The 17,836-nt window shown below is 59.6% G+C and carries 16 protein-coding genes; 4 read left to right on the top strand and 12 right to left on the bottom strand.

The annotated features are described in order from the left end of the window. Window positions 1–430 precede the first annotated feature (430 nt). A complete protein-coding gene (locus tag Pan181_RS25745) occupies window positions 431–916 on the bottom strand; it encodes a DUF3592 domain-containing protein (protein WP_145251869.1) in 486 nt (161 codons plus the stop codon). A gap of 332 nt (window positions 917–1,248) precedes the next feature. On the opposite strand from Pan181_RS25745, the gene Pan181_RS25740 reads away from it, so the two are divergent. Further along, window positions 1,249–2,439: an FG-GAP repeat domain-containing protein gene (locus Pan181_RS25740; protein ID WP_145251867.1), complete on the top strand. Its 1,191-nt coding sequence runs from the start codon at window positions 1,249–1,251 to the stop codon at window positions 2,437–2,439. A gap of 14 nt (window positions 2,440–2,453) precedes the next feature. Here Pan181_RS25740 and Pan181_RS25735 read toward each other — a convergent pair whose 3' ends face one another. Beyond that, entirely contained in the window at window positions 2,454–2,795 is a 342-nt protein-coding gene (locus tag Pan181_RS25735) for a YciI family protein (protein ID WP_145251865.1), read from the bottom strand. Between the two features lie 139 nt (window positions 2,796–2,934). Further along, the gene (locus Pan181_RS25730; protein ID WP_145251863.1) at window positions 2,935–3,636 is read right to left on the bottom strand and encodes a hypothetical protein; all 702 of its coding nucleotides are present in this window, start codon (window positions 3,634–3,636) and stop codon (window positions 2,935–2,937) included. Window positions 3,637–4,199: 563 nt separating this feature from the next. Here Pan181_RS25730 and Pan181_RS25725 point away from each other — a divergent pair. Continuing rightward, entirely contained in the window at window positions 4,200–4,805 is a 606-nt protein-coding gene (locus Pan181_RS25725) for a hypothetical protein (protein ID WP_145251861.1), read from the top strand. Between the two features lie 23 nt (window positions 4,806–4,828). Here the strand turns inward: Pan181_RS25725 and Pan181_RS25720 are convergent, their stop codons facing one another. The 6 genes from Pan181_RS25720 to Pan181_RS25700 all read right to left on the bottom strand — a co-directional run bounded on the left by Pan181_RS25720 (window position 4,829) and on the right by Pan181_RS25700 (window position 13,038). After that, entirely contained in the window at window positions 4,829–6,859 is a 2,031-nt protein-coding gene (locus Pan181_RS25720; RefSeq protein WP_145251859.1) for a right-handed parallel beta-helix repeat-containing protein, read from the bottom strand. 162 nt (window positions 6,860–7,021) lie between these two features. Beyond that, window positions 7,022–8,386: a Gfo/Idh/MocA family protein gene (locus tag Pan181_RS25715; RefSeq protein WP_145252476.1), complete on the bottom strand. Its 1,365-nt coding sequence runs from the start codon at window positions 8,384–8,386 to the stop codon at window positions 7,022–7,024. 362 nt (window positions 8,387–8,748) lie between these two features. Then, window positions 8,749–10,431 (bottom strand): Na/Pi cotransporter family protein, encoded by a 1,683-nt coding sequence (locus Pan181_RS25710; RefSeq protein ID WP_145251857.1) that lies wholly within the window; start codon window positions 10,429–10,431, stop codon window positions 8,749–8,751. A gap of 382 nt (window positions 10,432–10,813) precedes the next feature. Then, entirely contained in the window at window positions 10,814–11,629 is an 816-nt protein-coding gene (locus Pan181_RS25705) for a ThuA domain-containing protein (protein ID WP_197528721.1), read from the bottom strand. A 14-nt stretch (window positions 11,630–11,643) separates the two neighbouring features. Then, the gene (locus Pan181_RS26425) at window positions 11,644–12,312 is read right to left on the bottom strand and encodes a hypothetical protein (protein ID WP_197528720.1); all 669 of its coding nucleotides are present in this window, start codon (window positions 12,310–12,312) and stop codon (window positions 11,644–11,646) included. A gap of 42 nt (window positions 12,313–12,354) precedes the next feature. Then, window positions 12,355–13,038 (bottom strand): hypothetical protein, encoded by a 684-nt coding sequence (locus tag Pan181_RS25700; protein ID WP_145251853.1) that lies wholly within the window; start codon window positions 13,036–13,038, stop codon window positions 12,355–12,357. Between the two features lie 205 nt (window positions 13,039–13,243). Between Pan181_RS25700 and Pan181_RS25695 the strand changes: the two genes are divergently transcribed. Both Pan181_RS25695 and Pan181_RS25690 read left to right on the top strand, forming a co-directional pair. Beyond that, on the top strand, window positions 13,244–14,218 hold the full coding sequence (locus tag Pan181_RS25695) for a glycoside hydrolase family 16 protein (protein ID WP_145251851.1): 975 nt from the start codon (window positions 13,244–13,246) through the stop codon (window positions 14,216–14,218). A 98-nt stretch (window positions 14,219–14,316) separates the two neighbouring features. Then, window positions 14,317–15,267 (top strand): phosphodiester glycosidase family protein, encoded by a 951-nt coding sequence (locus Pan181_RS25690; RefSeq protein ID WP_145251849.1) that lies wholly within the window; start codon window positions 14,317–14,319, stop codon window positions 15,265–15,267. A 7-nt stretch (window positions 15,268–15,274) separates the two neighbouring features. Here Pan181_RS25690 and Pan181_RS25685 read toward each other — a convergent pair whose 3' ends face one another. The 3 genes from Pan181_RS25685 to infC all read right to left on the bottom strand — a co-directional run bounded on the left by Pan181_RS25685 (window position 15,275) and on the right by infC (window position 17,770). Further along, complete coding sequence (locus tag Pan181_RS25685; RefSeq protein ID WP_145251847.1) at window positions 15,275–16,051, bottom strand: TrkA C-terminal domain-containing protein; 777 nt, start codon at window positions 16,049–16,051, stop codon at window positions 15,275–15,277. 101 nt (window positions 16,052–16,152) lie between these two features. After that, window positions 16,153–17,265 carry a DUF4185 domain-containing protein gene (locus Pan181_RS25680; protein ID WP_197528719.1) on the bottom strand — a complete coding sequence of 371 codons (1,113 nt, stop codon included), beginning with the start codon at window positions 17,263–17,265 and terminating at the stop codon, window positions 16,153–16,155. A gap of 1 nt (window position 17,266) precedes the next feature. After that, a complete protein-coding gene (gene infC, locus Pan181_RS25675; protein WP_145251843.1) occupies window positions 17,267–17,770 on the bottom strand; it encodes a translation initiation factor IF-3 in 504 nt (167 codons plus the stop codon). Window positions 17,771–17,836 lie beyond the last annotated feature (66 nt).

The following is a 17,836-nucleotide window of genomic DNA, read 5'->3' as shown; positions in this document are numbered from 1 at the left end:
AAGGGAACGTTCTGGGGCTCTAGAAAACCTCCTATTGGCTAGCTAAACCTTACCACCGCAGGCATCCGTATCAAGGGCATGTCCGTATCTAGCATGCTTGTTTGGCGATCGCGAAGACTGCTTTTGGGTGGTCGAGCGCAGTTCCCTTTACCTTCAGCGCAAATCACCTTCTGAAACGCAGACGCCATTCTGTGTTCTCGGGGAAATTGTCTATCGCTCGCTGCACTTTCACCCGGACTCGCACTCCGCCGCCGCAGGTGGCAATTACCACCTATCAATCAGCCCCCGTACGTCCGTATCAGGATGCCGACCGCGTACTAGAGGCCGACACCGATGGCGGTGGTCAGGGTCAAGATTTCACGTATGCCCAATTGGTGTCGACGAGTTTTGAGCATCGCCAGGGAGCATCCAGTGTTACTCGCAAAACGGTTTAGAGGTGAAGCAGACCAAGCAAGAAGAGTCCCCCGAGTAGCGTCGCCAGGGCGACTCCCCAAACGACCAGCACGATGAGCGAGCAACCTTGCTCCAGCACCGACTGAGAATGGCACCACGGGTTGTAGTAGACAACGACCCGCTCACCCATAGCGTAAGGTTTGGTTTGCTCGGTCGCCCAGGTTTTGCTACTGCGGGTTTCGATCACACGAAACTGGCCCTCCTTGTTTTCGTAGTCGACGCTGTTCACCTGATATCGATAGTCGACCCGCGGAGCGTACACCCGATCTCCATCGTGATCGCGCTGCTGCTTAACGCTCACTTCGATGATCTCGCCGACCGCTTCTCGCCAGAACAGGCTGGAGCCCCCGAGCCACGCCTTGTAGGAAGACCAAGCAAGGCCCACTGCACCGAACAGAGCCATCCCCAATCCAATCAGATGATTGAGTGTCGCCCAAGCGATGAGTTTCTCGACGAATTCCATGATGACCTGCCGGTGTTGCCGAATCTTATGGCCCGCGACCTTGCCTGAGAGGGTAACCGAAGATTCGCTGGGATTCCCCTATTATTGGCACAAAAAGGCGAGCGACAACATCGCCGTCGGAGAATTGGTGCGTCAATGCTCCTCGCTCCCCCCAGGCAGGCGACCTCGGGTTTTTTGTCCGCTCGATTGTTGCCCCATCAGCGTGGCCGAGCGGTTTTCACCCTCCCCTTTTTTCGAACCGCAGTCTGTCTTCGCGCAGGTCGAGTCGTTCTAATAGATGGACTGGTTTGAACTGTGTCCCCTGTTCGAGAATCACTCAAGGCGGTACTCCCATGAATCTCACTCGGTGCCTTTCCGCTTTCGCGCTGGCTGCTACGTTTGTCTCCACCACCCTGGCGGAACCGCCTGAGTTTGAGAAGCTGGTGCTGGCCGACAAGTTCTACAGCGAAGGGGCGTACTACGCCGACTTCAACCGCGATGGGAATCTCGACGTGGTCGCGGGGCCGTTTTGGTACGCGGGGCCTGACTTTCAGCAGCGACACGAGTATCGCGAGCCGATGGAGTTCAACCCGGTCGATTACTCCGACAACTTTCTGACCTACGCGGGCGACTTCAATGGCGACGAGTGGCCCGACGTGCTTTGCGTGCCTTATCCGGGGACCGATGCCTATTGGTACGAGAATCCAGGCGAGTCGGACAGCAAGCGTTGGACACCGCACTTGGCGCTGCACGAAGTCGGCAACGAGTCGCCTGGCTGGATCGACATCAACGGCGACGGCCGCCGCGACCTGGTGTTCAACATCAATGGCTACTTGGGTTACGCCACCTACGATCCCAACCAACCGGAGTCGCCGTGGACATTCCACAAGATCAGCCCGCAAGGCGACTACCAGCGATTCACGCATGGGGTCGGCGCTGGCGACATTAATGGCGACGGCCGTGTCGACATCGTCGAAGCAAGATGCTGGTGGGAGCAACCGGAAGCAGGCGACGCGGATGGCCCGTGGAAACAGCACGTGTACCCGTTCGCCGAAGCGGCCGCCCAGATGGGAGTACTCGACGTCAACGGCGATGGTTTAATGGACGTGGTAAACTCCTGGCACTGTCACCGGTACGGGCTGCTGTGGCACGAGCAAAAGCGGACGCCCGACGGCAAGATCCATTTCGTGAAGCACGAGATCCTGCCGGCCGAGCCCGACATGACCTCGCTCGACCTGCGAATTAGTCAGCTGCATGCGTTGACGCTCGCCGATGTCGACAGCGATGGCGTGCAAGACATCGTGACCGGCAAGCGATTCTGGTCGCACGGGCCAACCGGCGACGTCGAACCCGATGCGGCCCCGGTGCTATACTGGTTCGGTGTTGAGTATCAAGAGAACGCGCCGCCGAAGATCACCCCTCATCAGATCGACGACGACTCCGGCGTTGGCACCCAAGTGACCGCGGTCGATCTGAACAAAGACGGCACGCCCGACATGGTGGTGTGCAACAAGAAGGGGACGTTCGTCTTCCTAAGCAAATAGCGCCGCGCGGGAGTTTAGGATTCTGGATCGTAGCCGAAGACTCGAAGCTCCTGTTCGCAGCGACACGCTTTCGCAATGCGGGCGGCCCAGGCGATGGCCTCCTGCGCGGAGGGCAGTTCGAGCACGGTGAAACCGCCATTGAGGGGCGGCGCCCACGGGTAGCCACCATCGGTGACCGAGCCATTGGAGGCCACGAGCACCGGGGGAACGGATTCGTCGATGCCGCCGCCGAACACGTATACGCCGGCCGCCTTGGCTTCGCGAATCGCCGCGCGAGCGTCTCGCCCCACCTGCTCCAACTCGTTGTCGGGCACGTTCATCGCCGCACTAGGAAACGAAATCAGGTACTTTGCCACGATCGGATTGCTCTTGGGTTATGGGGCTACATGGACGGCCGGCGAAGACTCGCACGCATGGCGATTCTTCATGCCCTGGCAAACACATCGCAGGGGCAGCGCTAAGCCGCGAATTGTAGCACAACTTCCCGTGGCACTGTTAATCAAGCGACACTCGGCGGTGGCGGCAGGTGCAGCAGAGCAGTCCAAACGCACCGGCGACGCACAACGTGGTTGTTGTCGGCTCGGGAATCGGGGTGGTGGTGATCGTTGCGCTGAAGATCAGACCACTCGGCCCTCCTTGGTCGGTCGCATTGATGTAGAGCGTATTGGTGCCGACGTTCAGAAGCGGAGCGATATCGCTACGTACGAGGTTATATTCGGCCGAGAAGTTGCCGCCGGACGAGTCGCCCGACACCGCGACTCCGTTGAGGAACACGCCCTGGTTCACTCCGTCGCCGAGCACGTTGTCGACTGCATATAGAAGATTGATAGTCGCGTCGCTGAACAGTTCGGTCAGCTCAAAGTCGATTGCGTAGAGTGCACTCGACCCCTCCGACGTTCCGCTGTCACTCGTCGACACCCACTGAGCGACGGGATCGCCTGAAAGGGCGTCGATCCACTCCGGGTGGTTGTCGACGACCACTGCGCTCGGGCCGCTCTGGGCGCTGGCGAAATCTGCCGCGGTGAAAGCAGCAACGAACCCGCTGTCGGCTGGTCCCTCCAGCATCGTCACCAGACTATCAGTACTACCAATCGTCCCGTTGCCAGTTCTTAGAATAACCATCTCCGCCCGGGCTGTGGTAGCGCTACCAAACACCAGGCCGACGGCCAACAGCATGGTACCAATGTGCTTCATCATCGATGCATCTCCCCCGAGTGAACACGAACAAGCACTCAACTCAGCAAACAGGTTGCCGAGTCACAAGAAAACCGAAATCAGGCCATTGTTAGGGGGAAAGTCAGTCGCCCCCTAGGGCCAATGGTATCGCCCGTTGATGGAACTACCGCGCACCGATAAACAGCTACCGGACGGAGAGAGTTCGACAAACGACAGACATGGATGCTTCAACGCCAGACCGCCGAGTGGGACTCGAGAAGGTTGCCCCCCGATGGGCGAACGCATCGCACGCGACACGCTGCGGTTGGTGTGGTGCGAGAGTTATATCGCTCGGCGTTTGAAACTGTCAAGCTTTTTTGTGGGATAATACAAGTTCCGGATTGGACTGAGATCCACTCCACCCGGCCTTCGATAAGCAAAACTTATTGCACCATAAGCGGATGGAGTTCACGCCGATTGAAACTCGACCACGTCGTAAGTTGGCGAGCACAGCGAACCCAACCACAGTTGGGTGGGTCCCAACGGGGAGTAGAGAATTGTTTTGCTTCTACTCGCCCTCTCCACCTAAACCGCAGCAGAACACCATGCGACATGCACCGCGTAAGACTGGCACCAAGGTTCGCAATGGCAAGGTTGCGCGGAAGAATCGTACCGAGCTGTCGAATCATTATTCGCAGGTGCGGCAGGACCGGACGGTGATCGATCGCCTCCGCCCGGGGGAGGGGTTCAAGCACTATTTGACCATTGCCGATGTGCGGCAGTTTATCGAGTTGCTTCCCGACTGGCAGGAGTTATCCGAGGGGCTCGATGCGATTATTCTCGACGAAGGGGGTGATTGCATGGGTTGGCACTGGGATGGCACCGTGGCTGTTTGTGCTTGGGAGCGGGAGTTGCTGGCTGATTGGGACAACGACTTCGTGAAAGAGCACGCGGTGATCCTCGACCGGCTCGGGGTGCCGCGGGAGCCGAACCCCGACGATTCGCGGGGCACATGGTGCCATTTCACCGAGTCGACGATCAAAGGGTTCCAGCTCATGCATATCTTGCTGCACGAGCTTGGTCATCACCACGATCGCATGAGCACCCGCTCGCAACGCGGCTCAGCGCGCGGCGAGAGCTACGCTGAGTCGTACGCGCTGAAGTACGCCGACTCGCTGTGGGAGTCGTACTTTCGCGTATTCGGTTGGTAAAAGTCTTGGCGGGCGATTGCGTGCTACTCGTGCAGCAAGCCGATTTTCTCGATTGGTATCGGCTCGAAGCCTGGCACTTTTTCCCACGACTCGGCGAGTTTCGTCAGGTCGAGCGTGCCATCGGGGCGCAGGGCTGGTAGCTCGGCGCTCGTCCACTCCGCGTTGTGCTCGCGGTCGAGCCAGTCGGGGTTCACGTCGCCGGACAGTCCAAACGGCTTCTCGCAACCGACGATCAGATTGCTGTGAATCACGTTGCCCATCGGCAGCAGCGGTTCGTGCTGCATCACCTCGGCCAGCTTTGGGTATCGCTCTTTCCAGAGCGGCGACTGGTACCCCACCTGCTCGCACTTGGCCAGCAGATTCCAGGAGCCAGGCTGGTCGAGCTTGATGGCCTTGGTGCCGCGGGCGTCGACGTGGATGCCAATCGGCAAGTCGACGAACACGTTGCCAGAGATCGTGTTGTCGCGGCCGCCGCCGAGCAGGATACCCCGGCCGACTCCGTCGGCGACGATGTTGCCGACCACGGTGTCGCCGCTGTCGCAGTCGTCGAGATAGATGCCTGAGGAGCCATGCCCCTCGTTATTGGCAACGTGGTGGATGTAGTTCCACCGAACGATGTTGCCGCGACTCGTCCAATCGCGCCCGGTGTAAAAGACGCCGACGTCGGAATAGAGCAGGCAGACGTCGCGGACCTCGTTGAGCTCGAGCAGGTGTTCGTTGCCGCCGTACGACACGCCGCCGGTGGGGCAATGGTCGATCAGATTGTTCGCCAGGCGGTTGCCGCACCCATTGATGGTGACCCCGCGGCCCCCAAGCCAGTCGAGTCGACCGACATGATGCAGGTGGCAATTGATCACCGCGCACTCGCCAGGCGTGAGCGACTTGCGATCGCCGCCGCTTACAGCGATTCCGCACGAGGCGGTTTGCGTGACTTCGCAGTCCTCTGCGACCACCTGCTGTCCTCGCAGGGCCATGCCGATGGAGCCGAAGTTGCGCACTAGGCAATGCTCGACCCGCGCCTGCTGGCAGTCGCGGAGATCGATTCCGCTTTGCCGGCCGTTTTCGATCGCCAGATCGCGAATCACTAGATGCGATACCTTGTTCGCCCGCAGGATCGGCGCGTTACAGAGCGTCAAACGAACTTCCGACTGCGACAGATTGCTCGGCGGCCAGAAGTACAGCCGCTGCTGCTGGCGATCGAGATAATACTCGCCTGGCTGGTCGAGTTCTTCGAACACGTGCAGCGCGTAGAACCGGCGAGGTTCGTTCGGGTTGTAAGGCGAGCCGACCCCGTACGTGTGCTTGGCCGCCAGACGGACCTCGCCCGATTCAGGGTTAAAGCTCCCCGCCTTGATCGCCTCGTCGGCCCAGTCGTAGGTCCAGAACCCATGCAGCCAGACCCCGCGGTCGAAGTTCCACTGCTTCGCTCGGTCGCTAGGAAAACGAAACGAACCAGGGCGATAGACTTCGCGGCTGACCCAGTGGATCGGCTTCGAGGCGCCGGAATCAATCACCTCGGTAAACGTGGTGAAGCCTTCGTTCGGCCAGCGAGCAGACTGCATCGGCACGTTGTCGACGATGAGTTCCTCGCATTGATGGGCGCGATGCTGCAAAGGCATCTCGGCGAGTTTCGGAAAGCCTAGCGCAGCGAGATCGGCCACCACAACGTGCTGCTTGGCCTCGTCGGATAGGAGCGGCGCAGCTTCCTCGGCGGTGATCGGACGAAACTCGTCGACCGAGCGGGCGCCGACTAAGTGAGTAGCGTGTGGTTTGGTGCCACGAATCACGAGCGGTTGTTCGGCGGTGCCGCTCAGCGATGCATCGAGGGCCACCCCGCTCGGCAGGTAGAACTCGCCGGGGCCGATCCAAAGCGTGCCGGGGCCTTGGTCGCGCATCATCTGCACGCCCTTTTCGACCGACGCCAGCGGAGCCTCGCGAGTGCCGGGATTCGAGTCGTCGCCGTCGATGGCAACATACACATCGGTTGCGAAGACTGGGAACGGGAAAAGCCCAACCAGTAATAAAGCCGCAATTCGTGAGACGACGTTTCGCATGATGGTATTACCCCCAAGCAAGTTCACAGGATCGCCAGAAGAAGCGAAGAAGAAGCACCATTGCACTTGGTGCTGCACCACGATCGCCGGTTAGCGCGACGTGGTGCAGCAACGCATGTGCATGGCAACAAGGGGAACCGATGGCAGGCTCCCCTGGCGGGATTACATATTGATCGCGTACTTCTCGCGGCTTTCGCGGGCGAGGAAGGTGCTCGCCTGGTCGTCGCCGACGATTTCGCGAGAAACCGGGTTCCACGCGATTTCGCGACCGAGTCGCATGGCGATGTTGCCGAGGTGCAGGATTTCCATCGCCCGATTGTGCGACCACACATCGGAAATCGGCTGCTTGCGCGATCGCATGCATTCGATCAGGTTGGCCGAGTGGTTCGCGCTGATCGGGCCGCCGTAAACCTTCTCCATCGCTCCTTCCGGCAGCGGGTTGGCTTCCAGCTCTTCGACCGGCTTGCCGACGATCTTGCCGCGGTTCACAAAGAACCGGCCCTTGGTTCCTTCGAACATAATGCCGTTGTCGCCCTCGCTGGTGATGATCAGCTCGACTTCGTTCGGCATATCGACACGAAGCTCGAACTTGGTCGGCACGTTCGATTGATCGGCCGCCACGGGGTAACCGTCGCGATACTCAACCGGCATGTCGTACGAAATCGGCGTGACTTTGCTCGGACCAGTATCGGCTGCGTCGAGCGCCCAGTTGGCGATGTCGACATGGTGCGCGCCCCAGTCGGTGAGTTGGCCGCCGGAGTATTCGAACCAGTCGCGGAACGCGTAATGGCAATTGCTGAACAACGGCACGTTGCCGCCGTAGCCTTGGCGAATCTCAGGCAACGCGCGATACGGCACCTCGGCCGCTGGGCCGAGCCAGAAGTCCCAGTCGAGTCCCTCGGGCACGTCGGCCACGGGAATCTTCGGCGAGGCAGTTGCGCCGCCGATGGCGCAGGTAATCTTCTTGAGATCGCCGATACGGCCTGCTCGAATCAACGCGACCGCCAGGATGAATCGCTTGTCGCACTCGGTGCGCTGCATGGTACCGACTTGGAACACGCGGCCGGTTTGCTCTACGACCTTTTCGATAAGCTTGCCTTCGGCGGCGGTCAGCGTGAGTGGCTTTTCGCAGTAGACATCTTTGCCAGCCAGCATGGCTTCGACCGAAATCTTGGTGTGCCAGTGATCCGGCGTGGCGATCATCACCGCGTCGATGTCTTTGCGATCGAGGATGTGACGATAGTCTTTGTAACCATCGGGCTTCTTGCCTTGCCGCTGCTTGGCCCCTTCGAGATTCGTTTCGAGCACGTTGTTGTCGACATCGGCCAGCGCGGCGAAGTCGGCAAACTGGAAGGTCTTGGCCGTGATGCCCCAACCTTGGTTTCGCAAGCCGATGGTGGCAAACACAGGTCGCTCGTTCGGCGACAGGCTAGCCATCGCTCGACCAGGTGCCACCATCAGCCCGGTGGCCCCAGCAGCAAGCCCTGCAACAAAATTACGACGCGAAATCGCCTGGGTCGTTAACATCACGCAATTCCTCCCAAAAAGCAGTGCAGCACCATAAAGAGCATCACGCCCCGCGCTGCTCGGCGAGCACGCAGAGTCGTGTGAGTTTCGTCGAACTCAACATGCGCCCCATCCTACTTCTGCGACCACCCGGTGTCGAGTTTTCCAAGCAGTCGGCCGGAGCCTGGGTTTGGGCATAGAGGAGTTGCGTATCCAACTCGCCGGCTAGTTGGATAGTTTGGTGCTAATGAGCGCAGATTAATTTACGTTTGCGAAAACGCTAAGCACTTCAGAGAGACGCTGGCCAACGTGCCGTGCTTGATCGTCGACCTACTAGTGGATTCCCGAGGGCTCCAGCGGGCGGGGCTCGCTAGATCCTCGGGTTACTTCTCCCCCGAGATGGCCTCGGCGATATTTTGGGTGTGATCGAGCACTCGTTCGTATGCATTGAGCGAAGCGAGGTAGGCGACATTCACCAGCGGAGCTACTCCGCCGTTCGAGATTTCGTCGAGGTGCTCGCGACGCAAACGCTTGATAAGCGTGCGGATGCGTTTCATCTTCGGCGAGGTCTCGACCAGGATATTCTTGTTGCCCGATTTCAGCGCGGCGTTGATTGTTTGTAGGTTCTGCAGCACTTCTTGATTGAGGCTGGCAAGTCCCGTGCGTTGGGTGGGGCCGAAGCGATGACCGTCGCGGCGGAGCTTGCGATCGAACTTGTCGAGATCCTGCACGTAGTCGCTGAGCGACTCGAACTCGTCGGCCATCTGCAACTGACGACGGGCTTCGTCGGCCACCGAGTGCGGAATGTTGCCGGAGAGCAAGTTCGTGATGAACACGGTCATCTCGTCCTGAATCGAATCGAGCACCTGCTCGCGACGCTTCAGCCGATCGGCCAGTTCCTTATCAGGCTCGTCTTGTTCGCGAAGTTCGACTGCCCAGAGCAGCATCTTTTCGCATCCATCGCCCATGCGTTCCAGTTCGGTCTGCGATTGCTCGATGGCCACAGCCGGGGTGTCGAGCATTCGCATGTCGAGGTCGGTCAACCGAGGCTTCTCTTTGAAGTCCTTCGATGGCACCACGCGTTCCAGCAAGCCGACGATCATCGGCACGAACGGCAAGAACAAGAACGTGTTGACGATGTTGAAAATACTATGCGTGGCCGCAATGGCAGGTGTGGTTTGCGGGTAGGTGGGCAAATCGTTTTCCATCACCACCGCGGTGACGTCGACGTGCGTAACCCACTGCACGAACTCGATGTACCAAGGGAAGATCAATGTGATCCAGAACACACCGATCATGTTGAAGATCACATGGAAGTAAGCCGCCCGGCGAGCGTTGGTGGTGGTACCAAGCGAAGCGAGGAAGGCGGTGATCGTGGTGCCGATGTTCTCGCCAAGAATCAGCGCGGCAGCCGTTTCGTAGGAGATGATTCCCTGGAACGCCAGCGAGATGGTAATGCCGAGCGTGGCCGACGACGACTGCACGAGCGTGGTCATCAAGCATCCCACGAACGCACACTTGAGCACACCGAAGTAACTGTCGGCCTTGAAGGCATGGAACCACGATTCGAAATCGGGGTTCTCCTTCACGATCGCACACGCGTCCTTCATGATCTCCAGACCGAAGAACACCATGCCGATGCCCATGATTGCCAGCGCCCAGTAGCGCAGGCGGTCGCCGCGGCTAAACAAGTAGCCAAACGCGGCTGCACCAAGCAAAGGCAAGCCATACTTGCCAACCTTGAGCACAAGAATCCAGCCAGTGATGGTGGTGCCGATGTTCGCGCCCATGATCACCCCGACCGCTTGGGCCAGGCTCATCACACCGCTATTCACAAAGCCAACCACCATGACCGTGGTGATCGAACTCGATTGCACGATACAGGTGACGATCACACCGACGATCATCGCAAACAAGCGATTGCCAGTCACGGTGCTGATGAGTTTTCTCAAGCTGCTACCAGCAACCGCCTGCAGTCCGTCGGACATGTATTTCATGCCGAGCAGAAAGATACCGAGGCCACCAACCAGTTCGCAGACGAGCTGCACCAAAGAAGAAAAATTCAACGGACCGTACCCAACAGAGATGTATTGTTAAGATTGTGTGAAGGCAATGGCCTGACCACGGATTTCGGTGAGTTTCCCTGATTGTAACTAGCAGGAATGGCTGTCGATAGTGAAGGTTTTTTGCGGTTATAGGCCTGGCAACAGAACCGTTTTGAGTCGCGTGTGAGCTAAAGAATGTCGGAAAAACCAGACTGAATGGCCTGCTCGCCCGATAGCTATTTCGGCTCCACAGAAGGGGCACAAATATTAAGATCGTGTGTAGATGCAAGGTCGATCGAAGGTGCGGTGTGGCGGACCATCTGTTCAGGGGGATGCTGGCCTAATTGACTGCTTTTAATGGAGTTCTGACTCTACAACGCCCCATGCGGCAAAGTTGCGGCAATCAGCCATTTTTACCAACCGCCCCCATCGCCCAGAGAATGCCTTGCAGCATCAATTGCTGGAAGCGAGGGTCGTCCCAGGTCGCATCCAAATGGCCCCAACCAACCTGCAGCACCCGCCCCCGACCATACTCTCGCGACCACATCACGGGGTAATCTTCGTCGGATCGCTTCGCGCGTTGCTCGGGCGTGAGCGAGTTTGGATCGAGCTTTAGGATCACATTTACCTTGTCGCGATCGTAAGGCTCGGTGAATACGGGGTGCTGTTCGTTGAATATGAACGTTTCGCTGCCGAACGCGTCGGCCCCGGGGAAGCTGGGGTCTTCTACGATCACGCGTGCCTCGGCCATGAACTCGCCACCCATGCGACCACCGAGCATCTCGTAGAACTTGGGCCATTCGAAGAACGCCAGCGCGCCGGCGTGTCCTACGACGAGTCCCTTGCCATCGTCGTGCACGTAGGCCAGCAGGTCGGCTTGTTGTTCAGGCGTGAGAGTGCCTGCGCCGCTGGGGAGCAGGAACACCGCGTCGTAGCTCGACAATTCGCGAGCGTTCACGCGTTTGCCGCCGTACTTGGAGCCAACGCCGACGATCGGCTGACGCGTGATCAGCTGCGAGTCGGTACGAATGTTGGTCAGGTACTCGCCCGACTGTCGGCCCAGCATCGAGAGTGTTGCCAAAGTATGCGAGATCGAATCGTGATGATAACCAGTTTGTACGTCGGCTACCGCGAGCAGCGTCCGCTGCCCGGCCCAGGGATCGCTGCGAGGTCCGCGATGGCGGTGGGGTGTGTTGTTAGGTTCTTGCGAAGTGCTCACGGGTTGCTCGTCTCTTAGCGATCTTGATACGGAGCGTAACGCGTCCGCTGCTCGTCGGTGATGGGGATGTAGCCGTTGCGGCAAGTCGTGAATCGACCCGGGTCGGCGACCTGGTTGGTGAGTCCGCGGATCGCACGAATCAGCACTCGCCAGCCCGCGGTCTTCGCAGGTCGGGCGCGGTGGAGCGTACGACTATCGAACCGAATCTGCTGGTTCGGCTCGAGAAACCATTGCTTCAGCGATCCACTGGCGAGCCCCGCAGCGACTTGCGAATCCCACTGGTCTCGACCGGGCCGGCGTCGGTGCCCACGTGGTTCGACCGCGGATGGCTCGGACTGTTCGAGTGGTCCGAGGATGAACTCGGTTTGCGAGGCCTCGCCATGCAGCACCATGATTGTTTCCACCGGCGAGCCATCGCTGGCGTTTTGACCGCCCCAGTCGAAGTGATAGTGAGGTCCCAACGGATACCAGCCCGGCTTGAGGTAGAGCAATCGGCTGAAGATCTGCACGTCGGGATCGGTGCGCCATAGGTCGGGGAGCGACTCGATGAACGCCCGATGCGCCGGCCCAGCGGCCATGGCTTCGTCGATCGAGGTGCGGGCTTGGCTCAATTCTTGCCGCACAATCTGTTGCGAGAACGGAGCGGCGGTGCCTAGCAGTTCGATGTTCGATTCGATGATCATCGGCAAGAGTCCTTTAGCGCAAGTTTCCCTACGGCGCGATCATTAGAGCTGGGCATGGTTTCGCAGGCCGTTTACGTGTGGTCGCGGGTCGCCGATGGAAACGCGAATCATGAACTGAAAACCAGGTTCAGTCGCCGGGCGGGGACGGAGCAAGGTGCCCCAACCAAACTCCACGATCGTGGCCAGCGGCAACCCGGTACAGCAAAGCTCGCCCGACTCGATGTGGTGGGCGAATTGCTGATCGCGGGCGTCGAGCGACTCGGTCGGTAGCCAAAACGCTTCGGCCTGCTCCGGGGTGGCGAAACTCAGCTGACCTTCGGCCAGTTCCGGCGTGCAATCGAGTCCCCACACACAGAGCCGATGGACCGCAGTGAGGTTCCGATTCGCTGCTCCCCGAACACCCATCGCGATGCCTGGAAATGGCTCATGCACAAACCCCACTTTGCCGCGGGGGCCAGTGAGCGGCCCGGTAGGAGTCATGGCATGTGCCAAACCAGGAGTAAGCCAGACCAGCGAAGAATCGACCACCACGCCCGCTTCGCGATTGAGCGGAGTTGCTTCGAGAAACGCCCGAGTGAGGGGCCCACCCTGCTCGAGGGCGAAATCGAGGTCGGCCGCAAACAGCGGAGTTTCCCCCTCTAGCGGGCTGGCGTCACTGGCCGGTAGCGGGCCGATCACGCGTACTTCGCTCCGATGCTGCAGCGGAAGGGGCTCAGAGTCGCTCATAAACGGTGGCTGCAGCAGGTGGGGAGGTCGCGGCGGGTATTCTGGGGAGCCATCGATTTTACCAGATCGTGCGGATAGCAGCCAGCAAACGGAGTGTGCGAGCCGTGTCGCCGAATCGTGCGAGGGTTCCCCCGCGGTTCGGGTTTTCTGCGTAGAATAGAGGTTCCCGATTCCCCCTGCTTGTTTTGCTTGAGGTCCCGTCACCATGAATCGCTTTGCCGATACCGCTTTGGCTTGCTCGCTGCTTCTCTCCCTCATCTGGACGCTTGGACATAGTCCGACTGCGACCGCGGCCGATACGGCCGACCAGTGGAAGCTGACTTGGAGCGATGAGTTCGACGGCCAAGAGGTCGATCGCAAGAAGTGGGACTTCGACATCGGTAACGGTTTCTACAACTACTCCGCGAATCAATGGATTGCCGGATGGGGGAACTCGGAGCTGGAGTACTACACCGACTCGACCACGAATGCCAAGGTGGAGGATGGCCAGCTGCATTTGCGGGCGGTAAAGCAATCGCTGCATGGCTGCGGTTACACCTCGGCCCGCATGAAGACCCGCGCGGTCGACGGCAGCCCGCTGTTCAACCAACGTTACGGCCGGTTCGAGTTTCGGGCGAAACTGCCGACAGGGCAGGGAGTGTGGCCCGCACTCTGGATGCTTCCGCAGGAAGAAACCTACGGCGGCTGGGCTGCTTCGGGCGAAATCGATGTAATGGAAGCCCGCGGTCAGCAGCCAGGAAAGGTGTTGGGTACTTTGCACTACGGGGGTGCTTGGCCTGCAAACGTGCATTCGGGCGGCGAATACGAGTTTCCCGCAGGCCAGGATATTAGCGGTTTCCATGTCTACGCTTTGGAGTGGGAACCAGGCGAGATGCGCTGGTACGTGGACGATCACTTGTACGCGACCCAGAACTTCTGGTGGAGCAGCAGCAAGACAAACGAGGGAGGCGGCCTGCAGCCTGCAAATGAAGGGGAACTGAATCCGTGGCCGGCGCCGTTCGGCAAGCCGTATTATTTGGTGATGAACGTGGCGGTCGGCGGACAGTTCGTGGGGAATCCCGACGCGTCGACCAAGTTTCCTGCCGAGATGGTGGTCGACTACGTTCGGGTGTATGAAAAAAAGGAGGGTTTCGGCGAGACCAAACCGCGCGGCGAGGGTAAACTACCTTTTGCTCGGTAAAGACATTTCGCCGCGCCAGCAATCTTGCTGCCCGCCCTTCGGCCAGCTTCGTTTCGTGTTGCACAGGCCCCACCGATTTTTGAACAGAGAGAGTTCCTATGCGTCCCTGGTTCGTCGCACTGCTGTGCGCCGCCTTCGCCGCCTCCGTAGTCGAAGCAGAAGTACCAGAGCGTCTCGCTCCCATCACCCGTCAGGCAGAGCCGTACCAAGGGGTGACCTACTACCGACTCATCGGTGGTCGCAACAAAACGACGCCAGCGGTATTGCCGCGGCCGCTGGTCATCCATTTGCTTGAGATCGACCCTCAAGCCGAAGGGCTCACGTTTTTCGGCACGCCCGACAACGGCGATGCCCCGGCCGAGTATACCCGTCAGGTCACTAGCGAGTTTCTCAAACAGCATCGTCTGAGCCTGGCTGTGAATGGCGACTTCTTCAGCATGGAAATGGGGACGAACACTGATGCCCAGGGACTTGGGGCGAGCAATGGCAAAATTGGCTCGCACCCTGCTGCTGAGGGCAAGGTGTGTGCGTCGCTGGTAATCACCAAAGACAACAAGGTATCGATCGTTACCACCGCCGACATCCCCGAGGGCACCTGGAACGCGGTAAGCGGTGGTCCCATTCTGGTGACCGATGGCGAGAACGTCGCTCGCAAGCCAGAGAACGACAAGCTCCACCCACGAACCGCGGCCGGAATCAACACCGAAACGGGCCATCTGTTTCTGCTGGTCGCAGATGGCCGGCAGCCTGGTTTTTCGGAGGGGATGTACCTAAGCGAAATGGCCGATTTGTTTCTCGAATTCGGCGTGAACCAGGCGATCAACCTCGACGGCGGCGGTAGCACCACGCTGGTGTTCGCCGATGGTAACGAAGGTGCCCCGCGAGTGATCAACAGCCCCAGCAGCGGCGCGACGCGATGGACCGCTGGCTGGGAACGCCCGGTAGCCAATCACCTCGGTGTGACCGCTGCGGTCAATGAAGACTACAAGCGATTGCCGACCCCTCGTGAGCAAGAGAAAGCTCAAGAGGCCCTGTCACAGAGCAAGTAGCCACGGGTCAGTTCGGTGTGTCGTCGGATTCTGCCTGGTGCTCGTCGAGCTGCCGCGTGACCGCGAGCATGTGTTCGATGTTGCCCTCTATGCCAGCTTCGCGCTGCACCAGACTGAGAAGCGACTCTTGTCGCCCGTATACTACCAGGCAGTCGCCTGCTTGCAGGCGGGTGCTGCCGCGGGGGGCGCCGAGGTATTCGCCGGTGGGGCGTTCGACTCCCAGCACCAGCACACCTTCGTGGTTAAGGGCCAACTCCTGCAGCGTATGTCCGGCGATCCACTCACCCTGGTGTACCTGCATCTTCGAAATCACGTAGTCGTGCCCTACCCTTAGCAGGCGGGTGTAGTCGTGCAGTTCGAGGCTACCGAGTTTCTTGAACGCCCAGGTGTTGATGCCCCACATCATCCGCTCGATCTGGTTGCTGGTGGCCAGCAGCAACAGCAGCACTAAACCGCCTGAGAGTACCGCCAGGCGGATGGAGAGTTCGCCGGTCCGATTGTCGGAACCACCCATGTCGAGAAAAGAGAGGATGACCGAGGGAATCGCCAGCACCACGCCGATATGGCCAAGCAACATCAGGTGCATCACGATCCGGCGACGGACCGGGTGGTTGACGATATCTTCGGACTCTTTGGTGGTAAATCCCGAGCCGGTGAACGCCGAGAGGGCCTGAAAGTGGGCGAGATCCTTCGAGATGCCGGTCATCGCCAAGCCGACCGTTGCGACCCGAATAACGATGAGCGAAACCGCGAACACAATCAGCGTACTATAGACGGCAAACATAGCTCGACCTCCTACCCTTATTATGGCATGAGACCGGCCAAACTAGCGCATTTCCCGCTAAAAACCGCCGACTTGGGTTCGCCTTGGCTGCGGTTTCGGCCTCAATTGCCGGGCTTGTCGACCTTGATGCGGAGGAACCGCGGCTGGTACAGCCGGATGTCGTTGGCCACGTGTCCTAGCTCAGTCGCGTTGACGAAGTAGCTGATCACCAGCTCGTTGTCGCCGGCGAGCGAAGGATGCGCCTTCGAGCCATAGCAGAAGTTGCGGCTGTCCCAGCGATCCTCGGGACAACGGAACACGGTCACCGCTGGGGTCCAGGGCCCGGTGAGTTCCTTCGATGTGCTCACGCGGATGCGATCCGACAACCCGTTGTCGTTGAAGACCACCGCGTAGATATCGAGCTCGTCGAGGTGAACCACCGAGTATTCGGTGGCCATGCGGGGAAGCAAGTGAGCCGACTTGCGGAAGTCGGCGACCCATCGCTTGCCGTCGTAGAATTGCCACTGGTCGAACGATTCGATCGATTCGACCGGCACCTTGGCGAGCGTGAGGAACCGCGTGCGGTAGTCGCCGCTCTTCTCCTCGTCGGTGCCGTAGACATAAAGTGTTTTGCCTTCGATCCGGAGCGACGCCCCGAACCAGAGTTCGCGTTTGTCGGTTGCGATCGAGCAGGGCATCGGCAGCTGGCGTAGCTGCCACTGGTAGGGATCGTCGTGCGGATTGTCGACGACGCCGAGGACCTGGCCGATTTGGCGGAAGCCAAACGCTCCGCCATCGCCATCCCGCTCGATCTGCGAGAGCACCAGGTAGAGCTTCTCTTCGACCATTACCGCGTCCTGCAACCAGAACCACCCCCGCCCATCGGCTGGGGTGAACATGGCCATCGGTTTGCCTTGCTCGTCGCGGCGCACGTAGAACTTCGGCGGCTGCTTGCCGCGGGTGCTCTCGATGGCCAGCGTGTTGTTCACGATGGTCGCATCGACTCGCTTCTCGTCGCGGATCTTGCCCACCCAGGTATCGCTGAACAGCCATAGCCGGGTGTCCTTGTCGAGCAGGCACGAGTGCCCACCGTCGGCACCAATCCAGCCATCGGTGTTCTCGAACCGGGCGTCGACGTCGCGCATGCGCTGCGCCGAGTTGTAGCGCACCTGGGCTTCCGCCACGTTGGCAACGAGCATCGCCAGGATTGTCGCGGCAAGAAGGGATCGGAGCATACTATTTCGGAGCGAAGATGGCGACGATGCGGCGACCATGCATGGTGGGACGTTGCTCGGGCTTGCTGACAGGTTCGAGCTCGGCAGTGAGCTTTTCGATGAGCTTGAAGCCTTCGTCCACGTGCGCGTTCTCACGTCCACGGAAGATGACACTGAACACCACTTTGTCCTTTTGTGCAAGGAACTTCTTGGCGCGGTTCACCTTGGTCATGAAGTCGGCTTCGCCGATCTTTGGACGCAGACGGATTTCTTTGTTCTTACTTTGGTGCGTGTGGCCTTTGTGCTGCCGCTTCTTTTGCTGGTACTTGAACTTACCGTAGTCCATGATCCGGCAGACCGGCGGCTTCTCGGCCGAGGCGACCTCCACGAGATCGAGCCCCACTTGACGCGCGCGGTCGAGTGCTTGTTCCGTGGGAATGATTCCCAGTTGCTCTCCTTGTTCCGAGATCACACGGATAGGGGTGATGCGGATCTGTTCGTTGATCCGTTGCTGCTTGCGTTCGATTGCTACGCCTCCTAGGGGTTGGAACGATTAGGCCGACCGATACCGGCTTACTGCCAAAGTATTGGT

Source organism: Aeoliella mucimassa (genome assembly GCF_007748035.1).
Lineage (GTDB): Bacteria > Planctomycetota > Planctomycetia > Pirellulales > Lacipirellulaceae > Aeoliella > Aeoliella mucimassa.
Note: the sequence above shows the minus strand (reverse complement) of the source record. Positions and strands in the feature narration are given on the sequence as shown.

Excerpts from the sequence above, each read along its gene's own strand:
- Pan181_RS25730 (WP_145251863.1), bottom strand. The coding sequence starts at position 3,636 with ATGATGAAGCACATTGGTACCATGCTGTTGGCCGTCGGCCTGGTGTTT.
- Pan181_RS25740 (WP_145251867.1), top strand. The coding sequence starts at position 1,249 with ATGAATCTCACTCGGTGCCTTTCCGCTTTCGCGCTGGCTGCTACGTTT.
- Pan181_RS25745 (WP_145251869.1), bottom strand. The coding sequence starts at position 916 with ATGGAATTCGTCGAGAAACTCATCGCTTGGGCGACACTCAATCATCTG.
- Pan181_RS25680 (WP_197528719.1), bottom strand. The coding sequence starts at position 17,265 with ATGCTCCGATCCCTTCTTGCCGCGACAATCCTGGCGATGCTCGTTGCC.
- Pan181_RS26425 (WP_197528720.1), bottom strand. The coding sequence starts at position 12,312 with ATGATCATCGAATCGAACATCGAACTGCTAGGCACCGCCGCTCCGTTC.
- Pan181_RS25720 (WP_145251859.1), bottom strand. The coding sequence starts at position 6,859 with ATGCGAAACGTCGTCTCACGAATTGCGGCTTTATTACTGGTTGGGCTT.
- Pan181_RS25690 (WP_145251849.1), top strand. The coding sequence starts at position 14,317 with ATGCGTCCCTGGTTCGTCGCACTGCTGTGCGCCGCCTTCGCCGCCTCC.
- Pan181_RS25695 (WP_145251851.1), top strand. The coding sequence starts at position 13,244 with ATGAATCGCTTTGCCGATACCGCTTTGGCTTGCTCGCTGCTTCTCTCC.
- Pan181_RS25700 (WP_145251853.1), bottom strand. The coding sequence starts at position 13,038 with ATGAGCGACTCTGAGCCCCTTCCGCTGCAGCATCGGAGCGAAGTACGC.
- Pan181_RS25685 (WP_145251847.1), bottom strand. The coding sequence starts at position 16,051 with ATGTTTGCCGTCTATAGTACGCTGATTGTGTTCGCGGTTTCGCTCATC.
- Pan181_RS25725 (WP_145251861.1), top strand. The coding sequence starts at position 4,200 with ATGCGACATGCACCGCGTAAGACTGGCACCAAGGTTCGCAATGGCAAG.
- Pan181_RS25715 (WP_145252476.1), bottom strand. The coding sequence starts at position 8,386 with ATGTTAACGACCCAGGCGATTTCGCGTCGTAATTTTGTTGCAGGGCTT.